General features: G+C 61.9%; 23 protein-coding genes and 1 pseudogene. 8 read left to right on the top strand and 16 right to left on the bottom strand.

Annotated features, from left to right (window positions below):
- Positions 1-141 precede the first annotated feature (141 nt).
- The 10 genes from RL_RS12215 to RL_RS12170 form a co-directional block, all read right to left on the bottom strand.
- Positions 142-501 (bottom strand): VOC family protein, encoded by a 360-nt coding sequence (locus RL_RS12215; RefSeq protein ID WP_011651940.1) that lies wholly within the window; start codon positions 499-501, stop codon positions 142-144.
- A 73-nt stretch (positions 502-574) separates the two neighbouring features.
- Positions 575-1,777 (bottom strand): ABC transporter permease, encoded by a 1,203-nt coding sequence (locus RL_RS12210; protein ID WP_011651939.1) that lies wholly within the window; start codon positions 1,775-1,777, stop codon positions 575-577.
- Positions 1,767-2,483: an ABC transporter ATP-binding protein gene (locus RL_RS12205; protein WP_003539566.1), complete on the bottom strand. Its 717-nt coding sequence runs from the start codon at positions 2,481-2,483 to the stop codon at positions 1,767-1,769. The genes RL_RS12210 and RL_RS12205 overlap by 11 nt, the downstream gene beginning before the upstream one ends.
- A gap of 12 nt (positions 2,484-2,495) precedes the next feature.
- Positions 2,496-3,788 carry an efflux RND transporter periplasmic adaptor subunit gene (locus RL_RS12200; RefSeq protein ID WP_011651938.1) on the bottom strand — a complete coding sequence of 431 codons (1,293 nt, stop codon included), beginning with the start codon at positions 3,786-3,788 and terminating at the stop codon, positions 2,496-2,498.
- A 162-nt stretch (positions 3,789-3,950) separates the two neighbouring features.
- Positions 3,951-4,325 (bottom strand): GFA family protein, encoded by a 375-nt coding sequence (locus RL_RS12195; protein WP_011651937.1) that lies wholly within the window; start codon positions 4,323-4,325, stop codon positions 3,951-3,953.
- A 9-nt stretch (positions 4,326-4,334) separates the two neighbouring features.
- The gene (locus RL_RS12190; protein ID WP_003539563.1) at positions 4,335-4,544 is read right to left on the bottom strand and encodes a hypothetical protein; all 210 of its coding nucleotides are present in this window, start codon (positions 4,542-4,544) and stop codon (positions 4,335-4,337) included.
- 294 nt (positions 4,545-4,838) lie between these two features.
- Positions 4,839-5,465, bottom strand: a complete 627-nt coding sequence (locus RL_RS12185) for a methyltransferase family protein (protein WP_011651936.1) — start codon at positions 5,463-5,465, stop codon at positions 4,839-4,841.
- 92 nt (positions 5,466-5,557) lie between these two features.
- Positions 5,558-6,265: a helix-turn-helix transcriptional regulator gene (locus RL_RS12180; RefSeq protein WP_011651935.1), complete on the bottom strand. Its 708-nt coding sequence runs from the start codon at positions 6,263-6,265 to the stop codon at positions 5,558-5,560.
- Positions 6,262-7,194 (bottom strand): NAD(P)-dependent alcohol dehydrogenase, encoded by a 933-nt coding sequence (locus tag RL_RS12175; RefSeq protein ID WP_011651934.1) that lies wholly within the window; start codon positions 7,192-7,194, stop codon positions 6,262-6,264. Before RL_RS12175 ends, RL_RS12180 begins: the two co-directional genes overlap by 4 nt.
- Before the next feature lie 343 nt (positions 7,195-7,537).
- On the bottom strand, positions 7,538-8,278 hold the full coding sequence (locus RL_RS12170; RefSeq protein ID WP_011651933.1) for an SDR family oxidoreductase: 741 nt from the start codon (positions 8,276-8,278) through the stop codon (positions 7,538-7,540).
- Between the two features lie 483 nt (positions 8,279-8,761).
- Between RL_RS12170 and RL_RS12165 the strand changes: the two genes are divergently transcribed.
- The 4 genes from RL_RS12165 to RL_RS12150 all read left to right on the top strand — a co-directional run bounded on the left by RL_RS12165 (position 8,762) and on the right by RL_RS12150 (position 12,185).
- On the top strand, positions 8,762-9,142 hold the full coding sequence (locus tag RL_RS12165) for a DUF2255 family protein (protein ID WP_011651932.1): 381 nt from the start codon (positions 8,762-8,764) through the stop codon (positions 9,140-9,142).
- Positions 9,143-9,234: 92 nt separating this feature from the next.
- Complete coding sequence (locus RL_RS12160) at positions 9,235-10,218, top strand: aldo/keto reductase (RefSeq protein ID WP_011651931.1); 984 nt, start codon at positions 9,235-9,237, stop codon at positions 10,216-10,218.
- A gap of 137 nt (positions 10,219-10,355) precedes the next feature.
- Positions 10,356-11,150, top strand: a complete 795-nt coding sequence (locus RL_RS12155) for a carboxymuconolactone decarboxylase family protein (RefSeq protein WP_041936323.1) — start codon at positions 10,356-10,358, stop codon at positions 11,148-11,150.
- A gap of 141 nt (positions 11,151-11,291) precedes the next feature.
- Entirely contained in the window at positions 11,292-12,185 is an 894-nt protein-coding gene (locus RL_RS12150; RefSeq protein ID WP_011651929.1) for a LysR family transcriptional regulator, read from the top strand.
- Between the two features lie 82 nt (positions 12,186-12,267).
- On the opposite strand, the gene RL_RS12145 is transcribed toward RL_RS12150, so the two are convergent.
- Positions 12,268-13,173, bottom strand: a complete 906-nt coding sequence (locus RL_RS12145; RefSeq protein WP_011651928.1) for a LysR family transcriptional regulator — start codon at positions 13,171-13,173, stop codon at positions 12,268-12,270.
- A gap of 330 nt (positions 13,174-13,503) precedes the next feature.
- Here RL_RS12145 and RL_RS12140 point away from each other — a divergent pair, with 330 nt between their 5' ends.
- The 4 genes and pseudogenes from RL_RS12140 (at position 13,504) to paoC (ending at position 18,106) form a co-directional block, all read left to right on the top strand.
- Entirely contained in the window at positions 13,504-13,803 is a 300-nt protein-coding gene (locus RL_RS12140) for a hypothetical protein (RefSeq protein WP_029875229.1), read from the top strand.
- Positions 13,804-13,951: 148 nt separating this feature from the next.
- The gene (locus RL_RS12135; RefSeq protein WP_011651926.1) at positions 13,952-14,641 is read left to right on the top strand and encodes a type 1 glutamine amidotransferase domain-containing protein; all 690 of its coding nucleotides are present in this window, start codon (positions 13,952-13,954) and stop codon (positions 14,639-14,641) included.
- Positions 14,642-14,657: 16 nt separating this feature from the next.
- Positions 14,658-15,641, top strand: a complete 984-nt coding sequence (locus RL_RS12130) for an amidohydrolase family protein (RefSeq protein ID WP_011651925.1) — start codon at positions 14,658-14,660, stop codon at positions 15,639-15,641.
- Positions 15,642-15,894: 253 nt separating this feature from the next.
- A pseudogene (gene paoC / locus RL_RS12125) lies at positions 15,895-18,106 on the top strand (aldehyde oxidoreductase molybdenum-binding subunit PaoC).
- 36 nt (positions 18,107-18,142) lie between these two features.
- Here paoC and RL_RS12120 read toward each other — a convergent pair.
- The 5 genes from RL_RS12120 to RL_RS12100 all read right to left on the bottom strand — a co-directional run bounded on the left by RL_RS12120 (position 18,143) and on the right by RL_RS12100 (position 25,195).
- On the bottom strand, positions 18,143-19,222 hold the full coding sequence (locus tag RL_RS12120) for an ABC transporter ATP-binding protein (RefSeq protein WP_011651924.1): 1,080 nt from the start codon (positions 19,220-19,222) through the stop codon (positions 18,143-18,145).
- 31 nt (positions 19,223-19,253) lie between these two features.
- Complete coding sequence (locus tag RL_RS12115) at positions 19,254-20,303, bottom strand: carbohydrate ABC transporter permease (RefSeq protein ID WP_011651923.1); 1,050 nt, start codon at positions 20,301-20,303, stop codon at positions 19,254-19,256.
- Positions 20,300-21,337, bottom strand: a complete 1,038-nt coding sequence (locus RL_RS12110) for a carbohydrate ABC transporter permease (protein ID WP_011651922.1) — start codon at positions 21,335-21,337, stop codon at positions 20,300-20,302. Before RL_RS12110 ends, RL_RS12115 begins: the two co-directional genes overlap by 4 nt.
- An 11-nt stretch (positions 21,338-21,348) precedes the next feature.
- Positions 21,349-22,608 carry an ABC transporter substrate-binding protein gene (locus RL_RS12105; protein WP_011651921.1) on the bottom strand — a complete coding sequence of 420 codons (1,260 nt, stop codon included), beginning with the start codon at positions 22,606-22,608 and terminating at the stop codon, positions 21,349-21,351.
- Between the two features lie 64 nt (positions 22,609-22,672).
- Positions 22,673-25,195: a hypothetical protein gene (locus tag RL_RS12100; RefSeq protein WP_011651920.1), complete on the bottom strand. Its 2,523-nt coding sequence runs from the start codon at positions 25,193-25,195 to the stop codon at positions 22,673-22,675.
- Between the last annotated feature and the right edge of the window lie 44 nt (positions 25,196-25,239).

Below are 25,239 nucleotides of genomic sequence, written 5' to 3'. Positions count from 1 at the left end.
CATCCATCAGCAGCCGCGGCATGGATCCTCGGCTCAAGGCCGAGGAGGACGGAGAGTGCGGTTGCCTTTCTCGCCAAACTCGCCCTCGCCTACAGAGGCAAACCGCGTCGGCTGTTTCCTCAGGCCGGCACCTTCCCTCGATCACTCCTTGCGGAACGCCCGGCTGGAAACCGAGATCGAATTTTGACATGGGTCTTTTGCATTGGCGAACTGATAGCCATCGGCGTTATGGATGGCACCGAACTCCAGGCCATTTTCCGCGCATTGCCTGCAAAAAGCCTCGACGTCCTCCACGTCGAAGACGAGCTTGACGGTGGATTGGCCGCTCCGCTGGCCCTTGGCGGCCTGGTGCAGCATGATATTCGCACCGCCGTCCTGAGCGACCAGTTCAACGATCCTGTCGCCCGGCAGGCTGGTCGCCTTGAAACCGAAGTGCTTCTCATAAAAGCGCGCCGTTTCCACGACATTCCCAGCATAGATCACCAGCCTGTTGAGCGGCATGATGCTGACCTCCGATAGCGGTTGCGTTCGATTAATAGGAGTAGAGAGACATCATGCGTTTTGCCATGACGCATTATTCGTGCCTGAGCGCCTCGATGGGGTTCAACTGCGCGGCCCTTCTCGCCGGAAAATAGCCGAAGATCATGCCGATCGCCGCGGAGAAAAGAAAAGCGACGGCAACCATCAGGGGGCTGAAGACGAAGGGCACCTTCAGCAGCGTCACGGCGCCGAAGCCGAGGCTCAGGCCAAGCACGATGCCGGTGATGCCGCCGAACAGCGACAGCGCCACCGCTTCGACCAGGAACTGGGTCAGCACCTGGCTTTCGAGCGCGCCGATCGCGAGACGAATGCCGATCTCGCGGGTTCGTTCGGTAACGGAGACCAGCATGATGTTCATGATGCCGATGCCGCCGACGAGCAGGCTGATCGCCGCGACGGCGCCGAGCAGGCCGGTTAGCAGCGTCGTCGTGCCGGTCATCGCCTCGGCGATCTGCGTCATGTCGTTGACGTTGAAATCGTCCTGGCGGCCGGGCACGATCTTGCGGCGCTCGCGCAGGAGATTTTCTACATCGGACTGCACCTTGGCGGTCGACACGCCGTCGCGCGCTGAGATGATGATCTGCGGCACGTTGCTGCTGCCGCTGATGCGCCGTTGGAACACCTTGACCGGCATGATGACGACATCGTCCTGGTCGTTGCCCATGCCGGACTGGCCGCGCTTGGCGAGTACGCCGATGACGGGGCATGAGACTTTGCCGACGCGGATCTGCTGGCCCGTGGGGTCGGCACTGCCGAAGAGCTGTGAGCGCACCGTTTCGCCGATGATGCAGCGCGCCTGGCCGCGTTCCTCTGCGGGCAGGAAATTACGGCCGAGTGCCAAGTTCCAATCCTGTGCGATGAAATAATCGTTGGTGGTGCCGGAGACGCTGGTCGAATGGTTCTGGCCGCCGAAAATCACCGTCGCCGTCGACTGGTTGAGCGGCGCCACTGCCCTGAGCCCGCCGATCTGGTCGCGGATCGCCGCAACGTCCTTGACGCTGAAGCGCTTGGCCTCGGAACTCGCCCGGCCGGGGCCGAACTGGCCGGGACGGACGAACAGCATGTTGGTGCCGAGCCGCGACAGCTCGGTCGAGACCTGCGCGGTCGTGCCGTTGCCGATCGTCACCAGCGCAATGACGGCGGCAACGCCGATGACGACGCCGAGCACGGTCAGGAACGAGCGCAGCATGTTGCGGCTGATGGCCCGCAGCGCTAGCTTCAGCGTCTCAAAGAACATGATCCGCCCTCCTCCGATGCTCGACTTCCGTCTCCAGCTTGCCGTCGACGAAACGCAGCAGCCGCTGGGCATAGGCGGCGATATCGGGCTCGTGGGTTACCATGACGATGGTGATGCCCTGCTCGCGGTTCAGCCGCGTCATCAGATCCATGATCTCGACGCTGGTCTTCGTGTCGAGATTGCCGGTGGGCTCATCGGCGAGCAGCAGCGCCGGCTCGGTAACGATGGCGCGGGCGATGGCGACGCGCTGCTGCTGGCCGCCTGACAGTTCCTGTGTCTTGTGATGCTCGCGCCCGGTCAGGCCGACCAGCGCCAAGGCTTCGCGGGCCCGTTCGCGCCGCTCGCGCACCGCCATGCCGCGATAGATCAGCGGCAGCTCGACATTTTCGACGGCCGAGGTGCGCGACAGGAGGTTGAAGCCCTGGAACACGAAGCCGAGCATGTGTCGGCGCAGCAGCGTCAGCTGGCTGCGGTCGAAGCCGCTGGTCGGAATGCCTTCGAAGATGTAGTCGCCGGCACTCGGCACATCGAGGCAGCCGAGAATGTTCATCGCCGTCGACTTGCCGGAGCCTGATGGCCCCATGATCGCGACGAATTCATGGGCGTTGATCGCAAGGTCGACATGGTCGAGCGCGCGGATCGCCGCCTCGCCCTCGCCGTAAATTTTCGAGACCTGTCTGAATTCGATGAGCGGCGGGCTTGCCATCCGTCTCTCCGCCTAGTTCGCACGCGCCGTGGCGTCGGTCACCAGTGCGTCGTCTTGCTTGATGTCGCCGGAGACGACCTGGGTGAACTGGCCGTCGGATGAGCCGACCTGGATGACGACAGGCACTGGCCGGCCGTTGCGCAGCACCCAGACACGGCGCTCAGCGCCCTTCAGCGCCGGGCCGGCATTGTTGTTGCGCTGGCGTGGCGGGCCAAAGATGCCGAAAATGCCGCGGCCGCGCCTTTCCGCCTGCGCCGGGGCGTAGCGCAGCGCGGCGTTCGACACCATCAGCGTGTCCTTGATGGCCTCGACGGTGACATCGGCCGTCGCCGTCATGCCGGGGCGCAACAGCAGGTCGGCATTGTCGACAGACAAGACCGCCTTATAGGTCACGACATTGTTGACCACTTCGGAGGCGAAGCGGATCTGCTCGATCTCGGCGGGAAAGGTCCGGTCGGGATAGGCGTCGACCGTGAATTTCGCCTTCTGGCCGACGGCGATCTGGCCGACATCGGCCTCGTCGACATCAACCTGCAGCTCCATCTTCTTCAAATCGCCGGCGATGGTGAAAAGGATCGGGGCCGAAAGCGAGGCTGCGACTGTGGCGCCCGGATTGACCGAACGGGTGAGGATGACGCCGTCGATCGGCGAGATGATCTTTGCCTTGGCGAGATTGACCTCGGCAAGCTGCAGGTCGGCCTCCGAGGCCAGGACCTCGGCCTCGTTGATCTGTTTGGCGGCGACGGCGGAATCATATTTGTAGCTGGCGTCGTCGAGGCTCTGCTGGGTGGAGACGTTGCTCCTGACCAGACTTTTCAGCCGCTCGAGCGAGGTGCCTGCCGATTGCATATCGGCATTGGCCTTGACGACGTTCGCCTTGGCCGAATTGAGCTTGGCGCGCGAGCTCTTCACATCCGCCTCGAGCTTGTTGGTATCGAGGAGAGCGAGCACTTCGCCTGATTTGACCGTGCTGTTGTAATCGACATTGACGTCGCGAACCGTGCCGGAAAGCTCGCTCGATATATCCACCTGCTCGGTCGGCTGTACCGAGCCGGTGGCGGTGACGAGCACCGTCAGGTCACCGCGTTTTGCCGGCTGGGTGGCATAGCTCACTTCGCCTTGCCCACGACCCATATAGAAATAAGCGGCGACGGCTGCGGCAACGATGAGGATCAGCAGGATGAGCAGGCGTCCGCGCCAGCGGCTGCGCTTGCCCTGCCGTCCCGATGCAGCAAGGACCGCGGCGAGAGCGGACGCTGCGCCTGTCTTTGCTCCGGTTTCGCTGCCGCTTACGATTTTGTTCATGTCGTCCTCAATCAGTCAGTGGCCGCTTGCGGCCTCTGCGGCGAAATAATCACAACGCAGATGAACCGGCGATTAGCGTTGCCGCCGAACTGGCACGGAATTGCGGATGGGTGAAATGAAATATTGGTAAGGAAAGTCAAGTTTTCGATGAGCAAGCGTCCGTCAGTTCGCATCCTCGGCAAATTGGCCCGCGTCCGGCAAAGGATGCAGCCACGGTTCACGCCGCTTGATCCAGACCTCATAGCTAGGCGCAAAGTCGGTTGGCGGAGTGTCGAGCGAGCCCAGGCGGACTTCCGCCTCATCATCCCTAAGGCAGAAAAGCCTGCCGCCGCAGACGGGGCAGAAGCTGCGGCCGGCGAATGTGGCGATCTCCCCGTTATGGGAAAAAGCCTGGCGCGGCCAGACCGCGAAGAAGGTGAAGGCGGAGCCACTCGATTTGCGGCAATCGGCGCAGTGGCAGAGACCGGTGCGCAACGGCTCGCCCTCCACCCTGTAGGCCACCGCCCCGCAAAGGCAGCTTCCGGTTCGGATCCTCATAGAGCGCCTTCAGGCGTCGAGATTGGTCGGCAGGCCCGGCGGGCGCCGCTTTGCTGCCATCAACAGGTCGAGTTCGGTGGCCGACGGGCCGAACTTGTCGTAGAGGCGTTTTGCCTCCTTGTCGTCCAACCGGTATTTTCTGGCAAATTCGCCGATGCTGTAGGGGCGGCCCCGCAACACTCTTCGCGCCGGGGTCGCCGTATTCGGTGCGTCGGTCATGGTTTTCTCCTTTTCGTCACGTCCCCGTTAAGCTAGTGCGACCTGTCGATTTGGAAAGAGCCGGCGCGCCGCATCAAGGCTTCCGGCATGGGGGAATGCGGTTGTTTTCCTGGAACCTTTTCGCCGATATGCGCATTTTCGGACCGAGGTTGCGGGCCGCGCCAAGCGGACGCGGCGGTGCCAGCCTGTGCTGCGTGCCGCACAAAAACTCTAACGTGCGGACACAAGGGGCTGCCTGGGCACGCCGACGACAACCGTGAGCGCGTCCCGGGCTTCGACGTACGCTCGGCGCGATCAAGGAACAACGATTGCCATGGTTAGAAAGCCGCTTTCTCGAAGGTATTCGACCAGTTCGGAAAATGGGATCATGGCGATGGTGAAGAGAGAATCTCTTGATGTCACCAGCAGCGCCCGGTTGGAAATCACCGGAGCCTGCCCCCACTCAAAATTGGAGAAATTGGGCCAGAACAATGGTGTGCGCCGAGCGTATTCCGCGTATGGCTCGGCGAAGAGGTGAGACAAATATATGGCCTCCCGCTTCGCCGTATATCTGAACACAAGATAGGCGAGCAGCGTGAAAATTCCGGTGAAAAGCAGACTACCAAACACCAGGCAGACGCCGCTGATCATGCAGAGCGAAAAGAGATAAAGAGGGTTGCGCGTGATCGAATAGGGTCCCTGGGTCACAAGCGCGGAATTCTTTCGACCTCCAATATAGATGGTCGACCAGATTCGTCCGATTATGCCAAAGGCGATCAACAACGTACCGAACTGAGCGAGCAGGGTCAGAAAAAGGCTTTCAGATCCGAAGCTTGGATGCGCGATGAGCTGGAAGGTGACAAAGGCAACGGTCAGCGCCCAAAAGGCCCAAATTCGCCGCTTCTGCTTGAAGGGGCGGTCGGAGGAAGTCGTATAAGCCATCAATATTTCCGATCTCTATAAAGTCTTCGAAACGCTCTGCAGGCTGCCGCCTGCAGAGCGAGGTTGAATTCGGGGGCCGAGGCAACAATCAGCTATCCGCAATCCCTCTGTTTGCATGGATGCTGTTCCTGAGCGCGCCACTCCTTGACGAGTTGGCGGCGGTTTCCCGGATAGTGATCATCCAGGAAACAGACGGTCATGACGTGGTCAGCTTGGAAGATACGAAAGTCGCCCTGCAGTTCGCACCAACCCGCGATAAATCGCTGTGAATCAATGAAACCCAGCATGATTGGCCATATGGTCCTCTCGGACACGGCCCCGCTTCGATCTTTGTGCGTGATGCTTATCTTTCGCTGCTCGCGCATCGCTCGCCTGACCTGCGCCAGATCAACAACCGATGAACCTCTTTCAGAACGACCAACAAAGAACGTATTATCGTCCAAGCCCCGTCGCAGGTCGGGGGGAAGCACACCGCCGATTTTTGCAAGCGCGTTTTGAACAGCGTGCACCAAAGCATCGTCCGTGTGTCGACTGACCCACTGCGCGCCAGCGACAAGCGCCTGGATCTCTTCTTCCGTGAACGACAGAGGCGGCAAAAGGAAGCCCGGCTGCAGTATGTAGCCGACCCCGGGCTCTCCATCGATATCCGCGCCCATGGCTTGCAGCGTCACGATGTCACGACGGATGGTCCGCAGCGAAACTCCGAGCTCTCGCGCAAGCGTCAAGCCGGGTACCGTTCCGCGGTGACGACGAAGAACTTGCATCAGGTCAAATAATCGATGGCTTCGTGACACGCTCACTCCATCATGACGAGGGCTTTTCCGGCGAGCTTCCGTCCGGACTCAAGAGCCGTGATGAGTGGAATGGCTTCGCTGAGAGGCACGATCTCGGCGATCGGAAGGCGAAGATTTTCGTCCTTGGCGGCACGAGCGATTCTATCGAGAATCTCGGACCTCGGTGTGCACACCACAACCTTCAGTCTTCGGTTGAACATTGACCGAATGAATTTTCCCGGCGTGGGATTGAGGTCGACGAACCGGCCATTCTGACGCAAGAGCCCAAGCCCCACGGCGTCCGTCATCGTCGCAGCCGTGTCGTAGACCACATCGAAACGCTCGCGAACCGTCGACAAATCAGTTGTCCGATAGTCGAACACGGTTTGAACGCCGAGGCCCCGCGCCCGTTCCGTCGCCACCGCGCTGCAACTGCCCGAGACCTTTGCGCCCAGAATCTGCGCGATCTGCACAGCCGCTTCGCCCACCGCACCGGTACAGCCATTGATGAAGACGTGCTCGCCGGCAGTCAGCTTCGCTTTGTCGACCAGCCCGTTCCAAGCAGTGGCTCCAGGCGTCCCGAGACAAGCCGCCTCCTCAAACGAAACGGTGTCGGGTTTCTTGGCCAAGAAGCTGTCCTTGGTGACGACAGCCTCTCCCAGGGCCCCGCTCTCCTTGAACCGGGCAAGACCGAACACGGCATCGCCGATCTTGAAGCGCGTCACCCCTTCACCGACCGAAATGACCGTCCCGGAAATATCCATCCCCATTGCGCGAGGAAAAGCCCTTCCCGTAACGATCTTCATCTGTCCCGCCCGCAGCTTCCAATCGATGGGATTGATCGCTGCGAACTTGATCTTGACCGCCACTTGTCCTTTACCCGGCGAAGCCAGTTCGAACTCCTCGAGCCGCATCAGATCGGGGCCGCCGTACTGGTGATATTGAATGCGTTTCATAGTGGGCCATTCTTCCTGTTTTGCTAAAGGCACGACTGTGACAGTGGCAGCCGCCGCGAGCCCGGGCAGCGCCAGCGGCCCGATGACCAGGCGACCTCCCCTGCCCGCGTTTGACGGGAATGCTTGAGGATCGCATGGACATCCGCGGAGGCAATTTCCGGCGTCGCCGCGAAGTCTGATGACCATGGCTTTCCTGAATTCCGTCACGTCGATGCAGGTTAGACCACCACGGTGCCAAATTCTGGCACCATCGTTGGCGTGACGTCGTCCGCTTGGAGATCTAGCGGCCGAGCAGCGATCTTCGGGAGGGATTGCCGCGACCGGTCACGGCAATCCACACCCATCAGGAGCGGCTGTTCATGCGCTCGAACAGGGCTTCGCCCATCCGGCGCGTGTCCGCGGAGATGCCGACGAGGATCTCATCCTTATCCGCTTCAAGCTGCGCCACCGCATCGGCGGCGAACTCTTCCGAGGAGACCATCATGCGGCTTGCGGTGCCTTGGCTGCGCGTACCACCGCCGAGAGCGGTATCGACGATCGGTGGCGCGACCTCGATCACCCGAATTGCTGTGGATTTCAACTGATGGCGCAGGCTGAGCGTAAAGGAGTGGATCGCGGCCTTCGTGGCGCAATAGACCGGCACATCGGCCATCGGCGAAAAGGCGAGGCCCGAGCTGACGTTGATGATGAACGCATGCTCCTGCTGCCTCAAGGTGGCGAGCAGCTCGGCGATCAGATGGATCGGCGCCGTAAGATTGATCGCCACCTCCTGATCGAGAGTGTCGATCGCCGGATCGGTATTGAAATCGCGCCGATGCTGAACGCCGGCATTGTTGACGACGACGTTGAGTGCCGGATGCTCCGCCTTCAGCCATTCGACCATGGAATGGCGACTCTCGCCGTTGGCAACGTCGCAAATGCGGGTGATCAGCGCAGGCACGTCCTCCTGAGCCTTCCGGAGCGCGGCTTCGCTTCTACCGCAAATGATGACGTGATTGCCCTTTTCGGAAAGGCGCCGCGCGAGTGCAAAACCGATGCCGGTTGCGCCGCCAGTAATGAGAATTGTGTTTCCTGTGAGCTTCAAGGTCGTCCATCCTTCCAACAGTTGAGAAGGTGCGTCGACGATGACGTGGTTATCAGCGGACACACCTTTGCGACCGGCAAGCCGGTCTCGGGTGTCGCGGATACCCTTGGAGGGAGAATTGCCGTCCCTTGAGACGGCGACCGGGCTACCATCCGGTCAGCACTCTTTCGACGGGCCGTTCGTAGCAGAATGCCGATCGAACCGCAATCGATCACCATTTTCCGATGCGCCGAGTTACGCCGCCTACTGATGTGAGCGATGACGGATGTGCGTTTCAGCCACCTTTCCAGCAGAGCGCCGTAGGAGCAAAAGGTCTGCATCGCAGGCCGAACCTCCGCCTGCGACCGGCCTGCATTGATGATTCACGCTCATAGGTTCATGCGATTTGCGGCGCCTAATCATGGTTGGGCACGCGCTCTATATTCAGAGCATGAGATCGGGAAGCGGTACCACGACTGTAGCCAAACTGAGCGGAGAGCGACGATGAACTGGTCGGATGACGAGCTTAGCAAAATCGATCAGGCCGACGATCTGAAAATCGCACCGTTTCGCGAAGATGGCGCCACCTATGGCACCCCGACCTGGATCTGGGAGGTCGTCGTCGATGGCTCGCTCTACGTGCGCGGCTACCATGGTCAGAAGTCCCGCTGGTATCAGGCGGCGGTCCACCAGAAGGCTGGACGGATCATTGCCGCCGGCATGACGCGCACCGTCGGCTTCGAGCCTGTCGACGGCCCGATCAACGATCGCATCGACGACGCCTACCGCGCCAAATACGGCAAGAGCCAGTATCTCGCGCCGATGGTCAGCGCCCGAGCCCGCGCGGCAACTGTCCGGATCACACCACGCGACGAAAAGCCCTGACGGCGGTCGGATCGCATGACGTCGGCATGAGATCGCCTCACGGCGCGCGTCGTCGATAGCTCTTCAAATCAACCTGAAAAAAGGAGAAGCAAGTGATCAAGCGCACACTCGGCCAGGGCCTGGAGGTCTCCGCTTTGTCGCTGGGCGCCATGGGCTATGGCAAGGCCCGCGAGCTTCCCGACCGGGCCGAGATGATCGACCTGCTTCGCACCGCCGTCGAACGCGGCATGGATTTCTTCGACACCGCTGAAGTCTACGGCCCCTGGACGAACGAGGAGATGGTGGGCGAGGCGCTTGCTCCGGTTCGCGACAAGGTCAAGATCGCTACGAAGTTCGGCTGGGACATCGATCAGGAGACGGGCAAGCACCGCGGTGGCGTCAACAGCAAGCCGGCGCAGATCCGCCGTGCCATCGAGGGCAGCCTAAAGCGACTGCGCACCGACCACATCGACCTCTACTATCAGCATCGGGTCGATCCGGACGTGCCGATGGAAGATGTGGCCGGGACGGTCAGGGAGCTGATCGCCGAGGGCAAGGTGCGGTGGTTCGGCCTGTCGGAAGCCGGTGCCCAATCGATACGCCGGGCGCATGCGGTACAGCCGGTTACCGCGCTGCAGAGCGAATATTCCTTGTGGACCCGCGAGCCGGAAACCGAAATCATCCCAACGATCGAGGAGCTCGGCATCGGGCTCGTGCCTTTCAGCCCTCTCGGCAAGGGATTTCTCACCGGCAAGATCGACCTCAACACCACATTCGACAGTTCCGATATCCGGGCGGGAATCCCCCGCTTCTCCGAGGAAGCGCGTCTTGCCAACCTGAAGCTGGTCGAGTTGACCGGCAAGATCGGCGAGAAGCATGGTGCTACGCCGGCCCAGGTCGCGCTAGCCTGGCTGCTGGCGCAGAAGCCCTGGATTGTTCCGCTGTTCGGCACACGCAAGTTCGAACGGTTCGAGGAGAATATCGGGGCGCTGAACGTCACCTTGGACAAGGCCGATCTCGATGAGATCGAGCAGACCAACATCGTCATTCAGGGAGCTCGTTATCCCGAAGAAATGCTGCGTCGATCCGGTCTCTAGCGGGCACATTCTGCGGCAGCCAATACCACCGCAACCTGCTTCGACGCTGACGACGAGCGCATTGCGGCTTTCGTCGTCGCGCCGTTGCGGGCCCATTCCAGGCGATGCCGGAACAACCAAGTTGGAAGGATATCATCATGAAACGAATTTTGGCCGCCACGGCAATCTCGCTCACGATGGGCGAGCCTCTCATGGCCCAGGAAGGAAGTGGAGGCGGAGCCATGCCGGCAAGTGCTTCATCATTGTCGGTCAGCGACATCCAGTCCGTATCGCCGGCTCTTGGCCGATACGCTGAAGAGGACGTGCTCGGAAATCTGTGGCAGCGGCCGCAACTGTCACGCCGCGATCGCAGCATCGTCACTCTGGCCGTGCTGATCGCCCGAAACCAGGCAATCGATCTGAAGCACTACGTCGACGGCGCTCTCGATAACGGGGTGAGCCCGACGGAGGTCTCCGAGATCATCACGCATCTGGCTTTCTACTCGGGCTGGTCGAACGCGATGTCGGCAGTCGCCGCGACCAAGGACGTCTTCAAAGACCGGGGCATCACGGCCGACCAGCTGCCTGCGGCCTCTCCGCAACTGCTGCCGCTCAACGAGGAAGCCGAGCGCCAACGCGCCACCGGCGTCGAGAAGAATGTCGGTCCGATCTCTCCGGGGCTGGTGCAGTTCACGACCGACCCGCTGTTCCTCGATCTCTGGCAACGACCGGGTCTTGCACCGCGAGACCGCAGCCTTGTGACGGTCAGCTCGCTGATCGCATCGGGCCAGAGCGCTCAGATCACCTATCACCTCAACCGCGCCATGGATAACGGTCTGACCGCCGACGAAGCCGGCGAGGTCGTTGCCCATACGGCCTTCTACGCCGGCTGGCCGAACGCCTTCTCTGCGTCGCCGGTTGTCGGGGAGGTGCTGCGTAGCCGGGCGAAGTGAAGCTCCGGCCTGCAGCAAAAGCACGCCGGTGCGGCGCAAAGGGTCCGGCGTTCTTGCTGCTCCAAAGCTCCAAGGCTTCATTGCTACCATTTCATAGGCAGGCGTTTATGATGGGCGTCGGTCTATGAGGAGGAATCATCAGTGGAGCGCCAGAATATCAATGACCTGATGGTGTTCCTGGTGGTTGCGAGGGAGCGCAGCTTCACCAAAGCCGCAGCCAAGTTCGGCGTCTCTCAGTCGGCGCTGAGCCATACGCTCCGTCAGCTCGAGCAGCGGCTGGGTGTGCGGCTGCTGACAAGGACGACGCGCAGCGTCTCACCGACCGAGGCCGGCGAACGGATGCTGCAGAGCATCGGTCCGCTTTTCGACGAGATCGGATCTGCGCTCGATGGGCTCAACATTCTTCGGGACCAGCCGGCTGGAACCGTCCGGCTGACCGCCGGCGACTACCAGATCCAGTGCTACATATGGCCGAAGCTTCGAACCTTTCTCCAACAATATCCCGACATCAGGCTCGAACTGGACGTGAACTACGGTCTGCAGGACATCGTCAGTGAAGGCTATGATGCCGGCGTGCGCTTCGGCGAACAGATCGCCAAGGACATGATCTCGGTGAGGATCGGGCCGGATGTTCGTTTCGCCGTCGTCGCCGCAGAATCCTATTTTGCCTCACGCGATATTCCAAGACATCCGAAGGACCTCATGCAGCACAGGTGCATCAATCTGCGCCTGCCCACCTATGGCGGTCTTTATGCCTGGGAGTTCGAAGAGAACGGCCGCGAGATCAAGGTTCGGGTGGACGGGCAGCTCGTCTTCAACACGATCTACAACGTTCTTGAGGCGGCTCTCGACGGCTTCGGCTTCGCCTATGTCCCGGAAGATATCGCCAAGCTCCATCTCGGAACCGGTCGCCTCCACCGATTTCTGGAAGATTTTTCTCCCTATTGGGAGGGCTTCCATCTCTACTACCCAAGCCGACGCCAGTCTTCGCCCGCCTTTTCCCTTCTCGTGAACGCGCTGCGTTATTCAACGTGAGCGGCTGCGACGACAGAGTGGCGAGCCGCTTTTTGCACCGTTGCGCGGCTCCTGCGGGAAATAAAGCGCAAAGGGATTCGCTTCAGACGACGAAACGCTTCGGCAATTCGGTGGCAAGCGCATCGATCGCCAGTCGCGACCGCAACGGCAGATATTGGGTGGTTGGCCACACGGCGTAGCATTCCATCGCCGCCCTCGGTCGATCGGTCCAGAGTTCGACCAGTTCGCCTGCCTGCACGCGGTCATGGATCAGCCAGTAGGGAAGCCAAGCGAGGCCCATGCCATCGACGGCGGCATCGGCGATCACTTCGAGATCGTCAAAGCGCAGTCTTGAAGTGACCGACAGGTCGATGAGAGCACCGGTCGCATCGGGAAGCTGCCAGGTCAGGCCATAATCGTTGCGCCAGTACACGAGCGTGTCATGTTCTGGCAGATCCGCCAGAGAATGTGGCTCCCCTCGTGCGGCAAGATAGGCTGGAGAGGCGCAGAGCGCCTTGCGTGGGCTGACCAGTCGCCGGGCGTGGAGCGCGGTTCCGTTCCCTAGAACGCCATTGCGCACCGCCAAATCGAAGCCGTCGGCGATCAAATCGATCTGGCGGTCACTGAAGCTGAGTTCGAGTTCGAGCCTCTCGTGCTGGCGCGCATAGGCACGCAGGATGGGTGCGGCGCAGTAGCGGCCAAACAAGACGGGCAGCGACACGCGCAACTTGCCGACGACCTCACGCCGGCCGGATTCCAGGAGAGATTCGCCTGCGCGCAGTTCCTCGATCGCACGCACACAGCGCTCGTAATATTGCTGACCATCTTCGGTCAGGCTCTGCGTCCGCGTGGTCCTGTGAAACAACCGGACGCCCAGGCGCTCCTCGAGACGCGCGATGGCCTTACCGACTGCGGAGCGCGTCAACGACAATCGCTCGGCAGCTTTGGCAAAGCCGCCCGTCTCGACCGCCTCGACAAAGACTTGCACTCCATCAAACCTGTCTCGCACCGAGCGGATCCCCGCGAAGAACGGTCCTGCGATTGGAGAACCTCAGGAACCAAAGAAGAGAAAAACTATTTCTAATTGTCAACTGCATTCTACGATATAAGGCCGGCCAAGCAAACGATATTTCCTGGCAACAACGGCAGCACAGACGACCTCATCCGGCTCGGAAACTGGTTTGGTGTCAGAACCCAATCGAAGACTGACCAGGCGCCGGATGTCGCGCCTGCCGGAAGCGATCTCAGGACGGCGGGCTACCTCGGCCGTCCGCGTGGCCGAGACCGTGCGCCGGTTCCAACCCGCCTGATCCATCTTTCTCAACCAAGGAATCCTGCCATGAAACTGCTTTGCCTCGATATTCCCCAGCCCGGCGCCAGTCTGGAAAAGTACCAGCCGCATATGTCGGATGAAGCCCGACACGCCTGGCAGATGTACAAGGGCGGCATCATCCGCGACATCTATTTCCGCCAGGACCGTCCGGGTGTCGCCATCATCGCCGAATGCGAGTCGGTCGAAGCCGCCAAGCAGGCCCTGAGCGAATTCCCGCTGGCCAAGGCCGGGCTTCTCGACTGGGATGTCATCCCGCTTGGCCCCTTCCTCAACTGGGAAGCGCTGTTTGCGCCCGGCAACGCCTGAGATTCCTTGTCCGCGATACAACGGAACACTTTGCGCCCGATCGCGAATTCGGCGGACGCAGCAGAGCCTACGAGCGCATCTTGAAGAGCGATATGAAGTTCGCGTCGTCATCGACATGGCCTCGCTCAATTCCCGAGGAGCCAAAACAATGGCAAATAATATCAAGCCCATCCTTTGCGTGGTCACCAGCCATCCGATCAGAGGCGACACCGGCGAGCCTACCGGCTTTGCGATGGTCGAACTCACGCATCCGCTCGACGTTTTCCGCGCGGCCGGCATCCCGACCGAGATCGCCTCGATCCGGGGCGGCCATCCGCCGATCGACTTCTTCGACCTCACCGATCCGGTCAACGCCCGCTTCTGGAAGGACCGCGAGTTCCGCGATGCGCTCGCCCACTCGCTCATCCTCGACGAACTCGATCCCTCCCGCTACTCCGCAGTCTTCTTCGCCGGCGGCCACGGCACGATGTGGGATTTTGCCGACAGCCCGGCTGTGCAACGCGTGATCCGCGACATCTACGAAACCGGCGGCATCGTCTCGGCGGTCTGCCACGGCCCCGCCGCATTGGTGAATGCAACGCTCTCGGACGGCAGCTATTTGGTCGCGGGCAAAAAGCTCGCCGCCTTCACGGACGAGGAAGAGGCGGAGGTCAAGTACACCGAGGTCGTGCCCTATCTGCTGGCGACGACCCTCAAGGAGCGAGGCGCGCTGCATGAGCCGGCGCCGAACTGGACGGAGAAGGTGGTGGTCGATGGCCGTCTGATCACAGGCCAGAACCCGGCGTCTGCACACGGCGTCGGCCAGGCGATCGTCGATCAACTCACCCAGAAGTCCTGACCGAGGGAATTCACCAATGAAGATCATCGCAATCGAAGAGCATGTCCTGCCCGATGAGGTGAAGCATGGGTGGAACACGATTCCCGGCGCCGACGACGGAACGCTTGGGCTCAATCCAGGTCTGCTCGGCGAACGGCTGGCGGATCTTGGAGAGCAGCGGCTGGCTCTGATGGACGAGACCGGCGTCGATGTGCAGGTTCTCTCGTTGACGACTCCGGGTCTCAACAATCTCGGCCATCACGGCGTCGATCTTGCTCGTCGCGCCAACGACATTCTGGCCAGCGCTGTTTCGGCTCACCCATCCCGCTTCCAGGCGATGGCGGCTCTCTCCTTTGCGCAACCGAACGAGGCGGCGCGAGAACTGCGGCGAGCCGTCGAGGAACTCGGCTGCAAAGGTGCCGTTCTGTTCGGCCGGGTCGGCGACAAGAATCTCGATCATATGATCTTCGAGCCGACATTCGCCAGCGCCGCAGAACTCAATGTCCCGCTCCTGATTCATCCGCAGATCCCGCAGACGAGCATCCGCGACACCTATTATGCGGGCTTCGGCGCCCCCATCGATCTCGCCTTGTCCACATTTGCCCTCGGATGGCATTTCGAGGCAGGCATCCAGTTCGTGCGTCTGATCCTGGGCGGCGTCTTTGACCGTCACCCGAACCTCCAGGTCATCCTCGGGCACTGGGGTGAGCTGGTGCTGTTTTATCTCGAGCGGCTCGTCATGCTGGATCGGGTGTCCAAACTCCAGCGGCCATTCCTCGACTATGTCCGCAACAACCTCTATCTGACGGCCAGCGGCATGTTCAGCCCCGCCTATTTGCGGCAAGCGATCGATGCGGTCGGCGTGGACCGCATCCTGTTCTCGACAGACTACCCATACCAGTATCGCCCCGGAGGCGATGCGCGGCGATTTGTCGAAGATTTGGAGCTCGATGCCGCCGACAAGGAGAAGTTCGCGCATGCGAACTGGGAGCGCCTCACCGCAGGCCGTTTCCTCGCCTGATCTCGGCAGGAAGCTCCCGTTCGTGAGGCAGACTCATAAGGTCTTGCAATTTGCCGCCGGTAATCCTTTCCGATGCGTGACCCATTTACTCACCTAAGCGATCCAGTGCTTCGCCCCTGAGCACGAGTCCCAGCATCGACTATTCCGGCTGACGGACTACTGAAGGCGCGGAGCCGCTACTCAAGAACCCGTTCAAGCTGTTGTTGGTGGAGCGGACGCTCAGCGACGTGATAGCGCAAGCGAGGACTGATCCATGAAGTTCGACACACCTGCAGGACCGAACCCAATTGACAGGATGACCGTTGTCGGCCAGCCTCACAACCGCTTCGAGGCAGAGCTCAAGACGACTGGGACTGCGACTTACGCCTACGAATATCACAACGTCGCACCGAACGCTGCCTACGGCTATATCCTTGGCGCGGCAATCGCCAAGGGCCGGATCTCATCGATCGACACCCGGCGCGCCGAGGCCGCGCCCGGCGTGCTGGCCGTCATTACTCATCGCAATGCCGGTCCGCTTGGTGTCGGAAAATTTTATGTCCAGCGCATGTTGGCTGCCCCTGATGTCGATCACTACCATCAGCCTGTTGCAGTCGTGGTGGCCGAAACCTTCGAACAGGCACGCGCAGCTTCCTCGCTGATCCGCGTCGACTATGCGCGCAGCCCGGGCCGATTCGATCTCGCCGAGCAACTGGACAGCGCGCCGGTTGCACCGCAGATGGAGTTTGGTGGACCGACCGAGACGAAGGTCGGAGACTTCGACCAGGCTTTCGCAGCCGCGGAGGTGAAGGTTGACGAGACCTATACTGTTCCCGAACCAGGCGCATGCAATGATGGAGCCGCATGCGACGATCGCGACCTGGGATGGCGATCGGGTGACGTGCTGGACCTCAATTCAGCAGATGAATTGGGGAACCCGCGATCTCGGACTCATTCTCGGCATTCCGCGCGAAAACGTTCGGCTGATCTCACCCTTCATCGGCGGCGGCTTCGGCGGCAAGGGCACGGTGCAGTCAGATCTGGTGCTGGCGGCCGTTGCCGCGCGCATGGTGCGGCGACCGGTGAAGATCGCGCTTCAACGTCCGATGATGTTCAACAATACGATCCATCGGCCGAAGACGATCCAACGGATCCGGCTCGGCGCCTCGCGTGACGGGAAACTGACGGCGGTCGGGCATGAGAGCTGGTCCGGCAATCTCGCCGGCGGCCGCACCGAGCCGACCACCCTTTCGACACGGTCGCTCTACGCCGGGGCGAACCGGATGACAGCAGTCCGGCTGGCGACGCTCGACCTGGCCGAGGGCAATGCCATGCGTGCGCCGGGAGAGGCACCCGGTTTGATGGCGCTGGAGATTGCCATGGACGAGATGGCCGAAAAACTCGGCATGGATCCGGTCGAGTTCCGCATCCTGAACGATACCCAGGTCGACCCGGAAAATGCCGATCGGCCTTTTTCCTCGCGTCCCTTCGTCGAATGCCTGCGCACGGGCGCCGAACGCTTCGGATGGAGCATGCGGAAAACAGAGACAGGTCAAGTCCGCGATGGTGACTGGTTGATCGGCATGGGCATGGCGGGTGCGATCCGCGGGGCACCGATTTCAAAGGCCGGAGCGCGGGTTCGTCTCGATCGCCAGGGCATGCTGACGGTCGAGACCGACATGACTGACCTTGGCACCGGCAGCTATACGATCGTGCAGCAGACGGCGGCCGAGATGATGGGTCTGCCGATTGAGCGCGTGGTGGCAAAGCTCGGGGATTCGAGTTTTCCGGAAACGCCGGGATCTGGAGGACAGCAGGGCGCGCCTTCCGTCACCGCAGGCGTCTATGCTGCCTGCACGAAGCTGCGGGCAGCGGTCGCCCAGCGTCTGGGCTTCAACGCCGCAGAGGCAGAGTTTGTCGGCGGTGAGGTTCGGTCCGGAAATCGAAGGGCGCTGCTCGCCAGCGCTGCCGCCGATGGCGATCTCGTCGCCGAAGACACCATGGAATTCGGCGATCTGGCGAAGCGCTTCGCGATCCAGACCCTCGGGGCGCACTTTTCCGAGGTCGGCGTCGACGTCTATACCGGCGAAATCCGCGTTCGCCGCATGCTCGCCGTATGCGCGGCCGGCCGCATTCTCAATCCCAAGACCGCGCGCAGCCAGGTGATCGGCGGGATGACAATGGGGATCGGGGCGGCCCTCATGGAGGAGATGGTGGTCGATAAGAGGTCCGGCTTCTTCGTCAATCATGATCTCGCCGGCTACGAGGTTCCGGTCCACGCCGATATCCCCCATCTCGAGGCCGTGTTTCTCGACGAGGTAGATCCAGCGATATCGCCGGTGAAAGCGAAAGGCGTCGGGGAACTGGGACTGACTGGTGTCGCGCCCGCCGTCGCAAACGCGGTCTACAACGCAACCGGCGTGCGGGTGCGGCAATATCCGATCACACTGGAGAAATTGCTCGATCGGTTGCCTCATCGCGAGTGATAGCCCCGGCGAAATGACAAGAGGTCTCAAAGGACATCAGGATAGACGCCGGCCATCCTCGCCGAAAAGGTGGAGTACATCGGGATCGAGATGCAGCGGCAGGCTGTCGCCCGATTTCATGCGCTGCTGGCCGGCAAAGACCGCAATCAGCTTCTTCCCGCCTGCGTCGGCGTGGACGACGGTCTCCGAGCCCAGTTCCTCGACAAGGGTAACGCTTGTATCCAGTCTGCTCGCTGAACCCGCATCGGCAAGGGTGATGTGTTGGGGGCGGATGCCGATGCTGACCCTTTCGCCCGCCGGGCGTGCCTCCTTGGCAATCACGGAAAGACGATGGCCGCCGACGGTTTCGACCTCGGCGAAACCGCCCTCGTGACCGACGATCGCACCTTCGAGGAAATTCATGTGCGGCGCGCCGATGAAGCCGGCGACGAAGCGGTTGGCCGGCTTGTTGTAGAGTTCCAGCGGTGTTCCCACCTGCTCGATCCTGCCGCCTCTCAGCACAACGATGCGGTCGGCCAGCGTCATTGCCTCGACCTGATCGTGGGTGACATAGATCATCGTCGCCTTCAGGCGGGCGTGAAGGGCCGCCAGTTCGGCGCGCATGCTGACCCTGAGTTCGGCGTCGAGATTGGAGAGCGGCTCGTCGAGCAGAAAGGCATCCGGCCGCCGGACGATGGCGCGGCCGATGGCCACGCGCTGGCGCTGACCGCCGGAGAGCTGGCCCGGACGGCGCTGCAGAAAAGGCTCGATCTCCAGCATGCGTGCGGCGTCGGTGATGCGCGCTTCGATCTCGGCCTTCGCCACCTTGGTGTTTTCGAGACCGAAGGCGAGGTTCTCCCTGACACTCATATGCGGATAGAGCGCATAGGACTGGAAGACCATGGCTAGGCCCCGATCGGCAGCGCTGATAGCGGTAACATCCTTGCCGTCGATGGCGATGCTGCCGTCTGTCGGCTTATCGAGGCCGGCAATCAGGCGCAGCAGCGTCGATTTCCCGCAACCGGAAGGGCCGACGAAAGCGACGAACTCGCCGTCATTGACATGAAGCGAGACATCGCGAATGACCTCGACGGCGCCGAAATTCTTGACGATGTTCCTGAGCTCGAGCCCGCTCATGCACTCTCCTGTTTTCTTCTTTTAAGGTGGCCTATTTGAGCCCCGAGCCGGCAATGCCCGTGGTGATGAAGCGCTGCAGGAAGACGAAGATCAGCACGACCGGGATCATCGAGACGACGGTCATGGCGAGGATGTAGTGCCATTGCACATTGAGCTCGCCGGCATAGACGTTGAGGCCGACCTGCAGCGTATAGAGTTCCTTGCGCGACAGCACGATCAGCGGCCAGAGGAAGTCGTTCCAACGCCAGACGACGGAGAAGATCGCCAGCACGGCGAGAGCCGGCGCCGACAGCGGCAGGATGATGCGCCAGTAGATCTGCCATTCGCTGGCCTTGTCCATGCGCGCGGCGTCGAGCAATTCGTCGGGGATCGTCAGCATGTATTGCCTGAGCAGGAAAACCCCTGTCGGGGTGGCGACCGTCGGCAGGATGACGCCCCAGAGGCTGTCGAAGAGGTTCAGCGTGCCGATGACGGAATAGAGCGGCACGACGATGACCGAGAGCGGCACCATCAGCGTCGCCAGGATCATCAGCATGACGGCGGTGCGGCCGGGAAACCGGTATTTCGACAGCGCGAAGGCGGCCATTGAATTGACGAGCAGCGTAATCGCCGTCGCGACGACGGTGACGAAGACGGAGTTGCGCAGAAACAGAAAGAAATCGAAGCGCTGGAAAGGTTCGGTGTAGTTGCCGCCGGCGAATTCGACCTGGCGCACCGGTGTGCGGTCCTTGATATTCGCCTTGACGATTTCGCCCGGCTGTTTCGGATCGACCATCTGGCCGATGATGCCGATGCGGCGGACTTCGGCGAGCACACGCGTGCTGCCATCCGGCATTGCTACATTATAGAGCGGCAGCGGCTTGTCGTAGCCCGGCACCACGGCCTGTTCGGTGACATAGGGCAGGAAGGACGGCGGGAATTCGGCAAGGGCCGCTGGCGTTTTGAACGAGGAGAAGACCAGCCAGACGGCCGGGCCGAACATCAGGAAGACGCCTGATATCAGCCAAATCCAGGTGACGACGTCCGTCCAATGCCAGCCGCGGCCCCGCCGGCGGAGCAGAAAGGCAGAGACAGCGCTCATTGGCGTGCTCCCTTCTTCTCGTTGCGGCTACTGACGCCGAGCTGGATCAGCGTCAGGATGACGAGCACGATGCCCATCAGGATCGAGGCGGCCGACGCCAGTCCTGGATTGCGCAGCGAACTCGCAAAGCCGGTCTCATAGATATACTGGGTGATGTACATGGTGCTGGTGCCCGGCCCACCGCCGGTCAGCACGAAGACCTCGTCGAAGATCTGCACGGCGCGGATCAGCGCCAATACCAGGACGACGATGAGGTTCGGCATCAGAAGCGGCAGGGTGATGCGCCGGAAGATGCGGGTCGGGCGGGCGCTGTCCATCGCCGCCGCCTCGTAGAGATCGCGCGGGATCGCCTGCAGGCCGGCAAGCAGGATCAGCGCATAAAAGCCCATATGCGCCCAGACCGAGACGAAGACGGCAAAGAAGAAGGCCCAGAAACGATCGCTGAGCCAGGAGAAAGGTTCGAAGCCGAAGGGGCTCAGCGCATAATTCAACAGGCCCTCACGCTGCAGTATCCATTTCCAGATCAGGCCGACGACGACGGGCGACAGCAGCACCGGGAAGAAGAAGACGGCGCGCCAGAAGCCGCGATTGGAAAGCTCGCGGTTGAGAATCAAAGCCGTTGCGAGCGCTGCGATCAGCATCACCGTCACCTGGAAGACGACGAAGACAGCGGTGTTGCGCACCGCCGCCCAGAAGGTGTCGGCGGCGCAGGTCGAGGGATCGAGATAGCTGCGGCAATCGAAGAGGATGCGGTACTGGTCGGCGCCGACATAGGTCCTGTTCTGCAGGAAGATGGCGCTGCCGCTCGTCGTCGAATAGATGAAGTTGATGACCAGCGGCAGCAGCACGAAGACGGTGAAGATCAGCATGTTGGGCGCCAGGAAGACGCCCGCCATGCCGTTTAGCCCAGTCAGCTTCTGCCAGCCACGCATGGGAATATCGACGATCCCCATGGCAAGCCGGACAGGCGCAAGAAGCGCCTGCCGCAGACCGGTTCTCGCCGGTGGTTCAGAAGAAACCGTCTTCGCCGTCATCTGTTCATCCGTCAGTTGCCGGCGACCTTGGCCTTGATGTCCTCGTCGATGCGGGCATAAGCGTCGTCGAGCTTCATTTCGCCGGCGATCACCTGGCTGATGCGGGCGACGATGGCGCTGTAATAGGCGTCCGACCACTTCCAGCCTGGCAGCTTCATGGCAGGTGCCGCCATCTGGCCGGCCGCTTCGACGAAGGCCTTCAGCGCCGCCTGCACATGTGGATTGTCGGTCTTGAAGTCCATCTGGCCGGCGGCAACGCCCTTATGCGCCGGAATGAACAGGCTGCGTTCGGCAAATTCCTTCTGCACGTCGGCACCTGCCAGGTAATCCATCACCTTGGCGACGTCCTTCGGGTTCTTGGTGTATTTGACGGCAACCAGACCGGCGCCGCCCTGCATGCCGGAGCATGCGGCCGAACCGCAGGGGCTGCCCGCCATCACCCAGTCGAAATTGTCGCCGATCTTCTGGGCGAAGCCCGAAACCTGCCAGCTGCCCGAATAAAGATAGGCAAGGCCGCCATTGATGAAGTCCTCGGCGGCGGAGCGGTAGGTGGTGCCGGCAGCACTCACCCAGACATCCTTGTTGATGGTGCCGTCTTCGTTCCACTTGACGAAGCGGCTGAGGAAGTCCTTGGCGCCCTGATCAATCGGCGCCGGCTTGCCGTCGGCGGCGATGTAGTTGGCGCCGTAGGAGATGTTCGGGCCGGATACGCGGTGGCCGGAGCGGTCGATCGCCATGGCGAAGACCTTCTGGCTGTCTGCGACCTTCTTGGCGGCCGCCGCCCAGTCGTCCCAGGTGGCTTTCGGGCCGGGGATCTCGACGCCAGCCTGCTCGAACAGTGTCTTGTTGACGAAGCCGCCGGTCAGCGTCAGCTGCGTCATGAAGCCGGTGATGGCGTTCGAGCCGTCGGGACGCATCCAGTCGGCCTGGGCGCCGAAATTGTCCTCCCAATATTTCGCGTCGGTGAGATAGGGCCGAAGATCGAGCCAGTGCTGCGCCGGCGCCTTCAGATTGGTGACGCGGGCGATATCCGGCCCCTGCCCGGCTTCGAGCTGCACCGGCAGCTGTTCCTTAACGACGTCGTAGGAGACCTCGTCGAGGATGACGTTGACGTCGGGATTGGCCTTCGAGAAGCGCGAGAGCAGGTCCTTGATTACCTCGCCTTCGCCGCCGTCCGAATACCACATGATGCGCACGTCACCGGCATGGGCGGCAACGGAACTCAAGAGAACTGCAGCAAAAGCCGCGCCGATCGATTTCATTCTGGTCATTTTTTCCTCCTCTGATCGATCAATTCCTGCGTCCGGCCGGTCCTCCACCTGCCGGACACGTCGTCTACGAGGCCGCGCGCCGAGGCTGCCTGGCCGGTATCTTCAGATGTACCGCGTCTCCCCGCACCGACCAGTCCGTCGGGCGAAGAATACGGCCTTCGGCACGCACGGTGCCGTCCTCTTCGAAAACGACCCGGCCATAATCCGGATCGACGACGATCAATGCGCCCTCGTCGTCGCGGCGGGCCGAAAGCGTGGCGAAACGCGCCCGCATTTCGTCAAGGCCAGCCTCGCGCCCGAGATCGGAGAGGCGAACGATCCAGCGGCTGTTGCGGCCGGCCAGACGCAGCTCGATATCCGTCGTCGGGCCTTGCTTTACCGGCTCCAGCGCGCCGTTGCCGATCAGCATCGCAATGCCGTTGCCGGAGCGGGCGAGCGCCAGATTGCCGTCGACCACCGTGTCGTCGAAAGCCTCGAGCGGGAACCAGGCATGGGTGAAATCCGGCTGGCCCTCATGGATCTCGAAATCGAGGATCGCCAGATCGCGATACTGGTGCACACGCGGCAATGTTCCGCAGCCGCCCCAGAAGCTCGGCCGGCCATAACCGAACTGGATGGTTTCGCCGGGATGGTTGATCCAGATCTGCGCTTCCGGGCGGTGACCCAGACGCAGATGCAGCACAGTTTCCTGATAGCCCCAGGCGCCGGGACGATAATGGGCGATGGTGCCGAGCGCGGTGTCACGGGTCTTATAGTGGTAGAGGGCGGCGAAACGGTTTTCGCCCTGGGAAAAGGTCCATTCCTGCGCGTCGTCGGACTGGTGCGCCGCAATGGCCGCAAGCGCTTCTGGAAAACGCAGGCCATGATCGCGAATGCAGACGGCAAGCTGCGGCAAAGCGTGGACACGCCGGCCGTACCAGCCGCGGCCCCAGAGCAGCCGGGCGATAGCGGAGAGTTCGACCGAGCGGCCGGGGCGCAGTGTGTGTTCGTAGGAGCGGCCCTGGCTGCCGGTCAGCATGCCGTGATGGGCCGAGCGGGCGACGATCTCCATCAGGCGGACGATGCTGGCACTCGCGCGGTTGCGGATCGTCTCATCCGGCGCACAGGCGGCCAGCGCCGTCAGCCCCTTGAGATCGATCGGGAAATAGGGAACGGAATTCCACTCGGCCATTTCCCAGCGCTCGAAATGATCGAGCCAGGCGCGAACACGCTCTTCGCCGACCTGCATCTGCTCGGCGCCGGTGCGGCCGGAGCGGACGAAGACGGCATCGGGGAACAGCCTGCCGCCGAGATAGGCCGCGGTATGGAAGAGAAGCGCGTGGTTTTCGGAAAAATACCACTGAACGTCGTTGCCGGGCTCATCCATCCAGAAGCGGTAATTGAGGACGGCGTGCTCGATCCTGTCGCGCAGCGCAGGTGACAGCAGATCGCTCCAGCGCGCATAGGCAAAGAGCAGCGGCACCAGCACGAAATCGGCACAGTCGTGACAATCCTCGATGACCGGCAGCATGGCCGAGATCATCGCCTCGGTCTCCTCGCCGCCCTGCCCCAGCGCAAGGCGCGCAAAAGCGCAGACCGTGTCGGGCTCGGAATGGGCAGCGACCTCAGCCAGCGCCTCGGCGACGCGGTCCTCCAGGGCGGCGGGCGCTTCCCCCTGGCGTTGGGGATGACAGATCTCGACGCCGAGCGTGCGACCGAGCGAAAGCGCGCCTGTTTTGAAGGTGATGCGGAAATGGCGGAAATCGGCGGGCATATCAGCCGAAGTGCCGAGGGCCAATTTCTTTGCTCCCGCTTCCAGCTCGAAATCATAGTCGAAGCGCTCGATCGACATGAAGTCGCCTTCGATCTCGACATGGCAGCTCAGCGCTACCGGCAGCGGCACGGGGAAGAGGATCGTCACGTCCTCGCCGAGATAGGCGGTGCGGTCGAAGCGCATGCCTTCGAGGATGACCTCCAGCGCATCCGCATCGCCGGCGGACATGGGAACGGGCACGGCGGTTTCAACTTCCGGTCCTTCGACATAGTCCAGCTGGAAATAGAAGCGGGCGTCGCGCTCGGCGAGATCGTCGAAATAGACGCGGATCTCGTTGAGGCCGGCCGCCAGCTCGACGTCGAACAGCTGCTGGGCTTCGAGATTGCGCTGATAAGGCGCCATGAAGCCCTGCTCGCGGCCATTGACGAAAAGGATCGCGCCGCCGCAGGTCGACAGGCGAAGCGTCGCAGCTCCCGCCGAGCGGGCATCGAGGAAGGTGCGCGCCCAGCAGCCGATGCGCGTCGGGCGAAACCAGAAGCCGGAGAGATCGACACGCGGGGAGGCAAAGGGAAGCCACCAGCGGATGGCGTCGAATTCGGCAGCCGGCTGCGGCCGCCGGCCGGAGAAGGATTTTTTGAATTCGGTGCGGCAGGGATATTCATGCGGGATGAAGTTCTTCGTCTTGGTGACGAAGAAGAAGGGATCCATGCTGCCGTCCATCGGACGGTCGGCGACGTCATAGCGCTCCTGCCACAGGTCGGCGAGCTGCCAGTAGACGATCGGGCTATCCTTCGCCGTTGCGCGGCGGAGATGGGATTGCTGCTCGGCGGTCATGCTTCAGCCCGCTCAAGCCTTGGGACGCCGGGTAAAACGCCGAC

This window comes from Rhizobium johnstonii 3841, assembly GCF_000009265.1.
GTDB classification, from domain to species: Bacteria; Pseudomonadota; Alphaproteobacteria; order Rhizobiales; family Rhizobiaceae; genus Rhizobium; species Rhizobium acaciae.
This window is presented reverse-complemented; position numbering and strand designations above follow the sequence as displayed.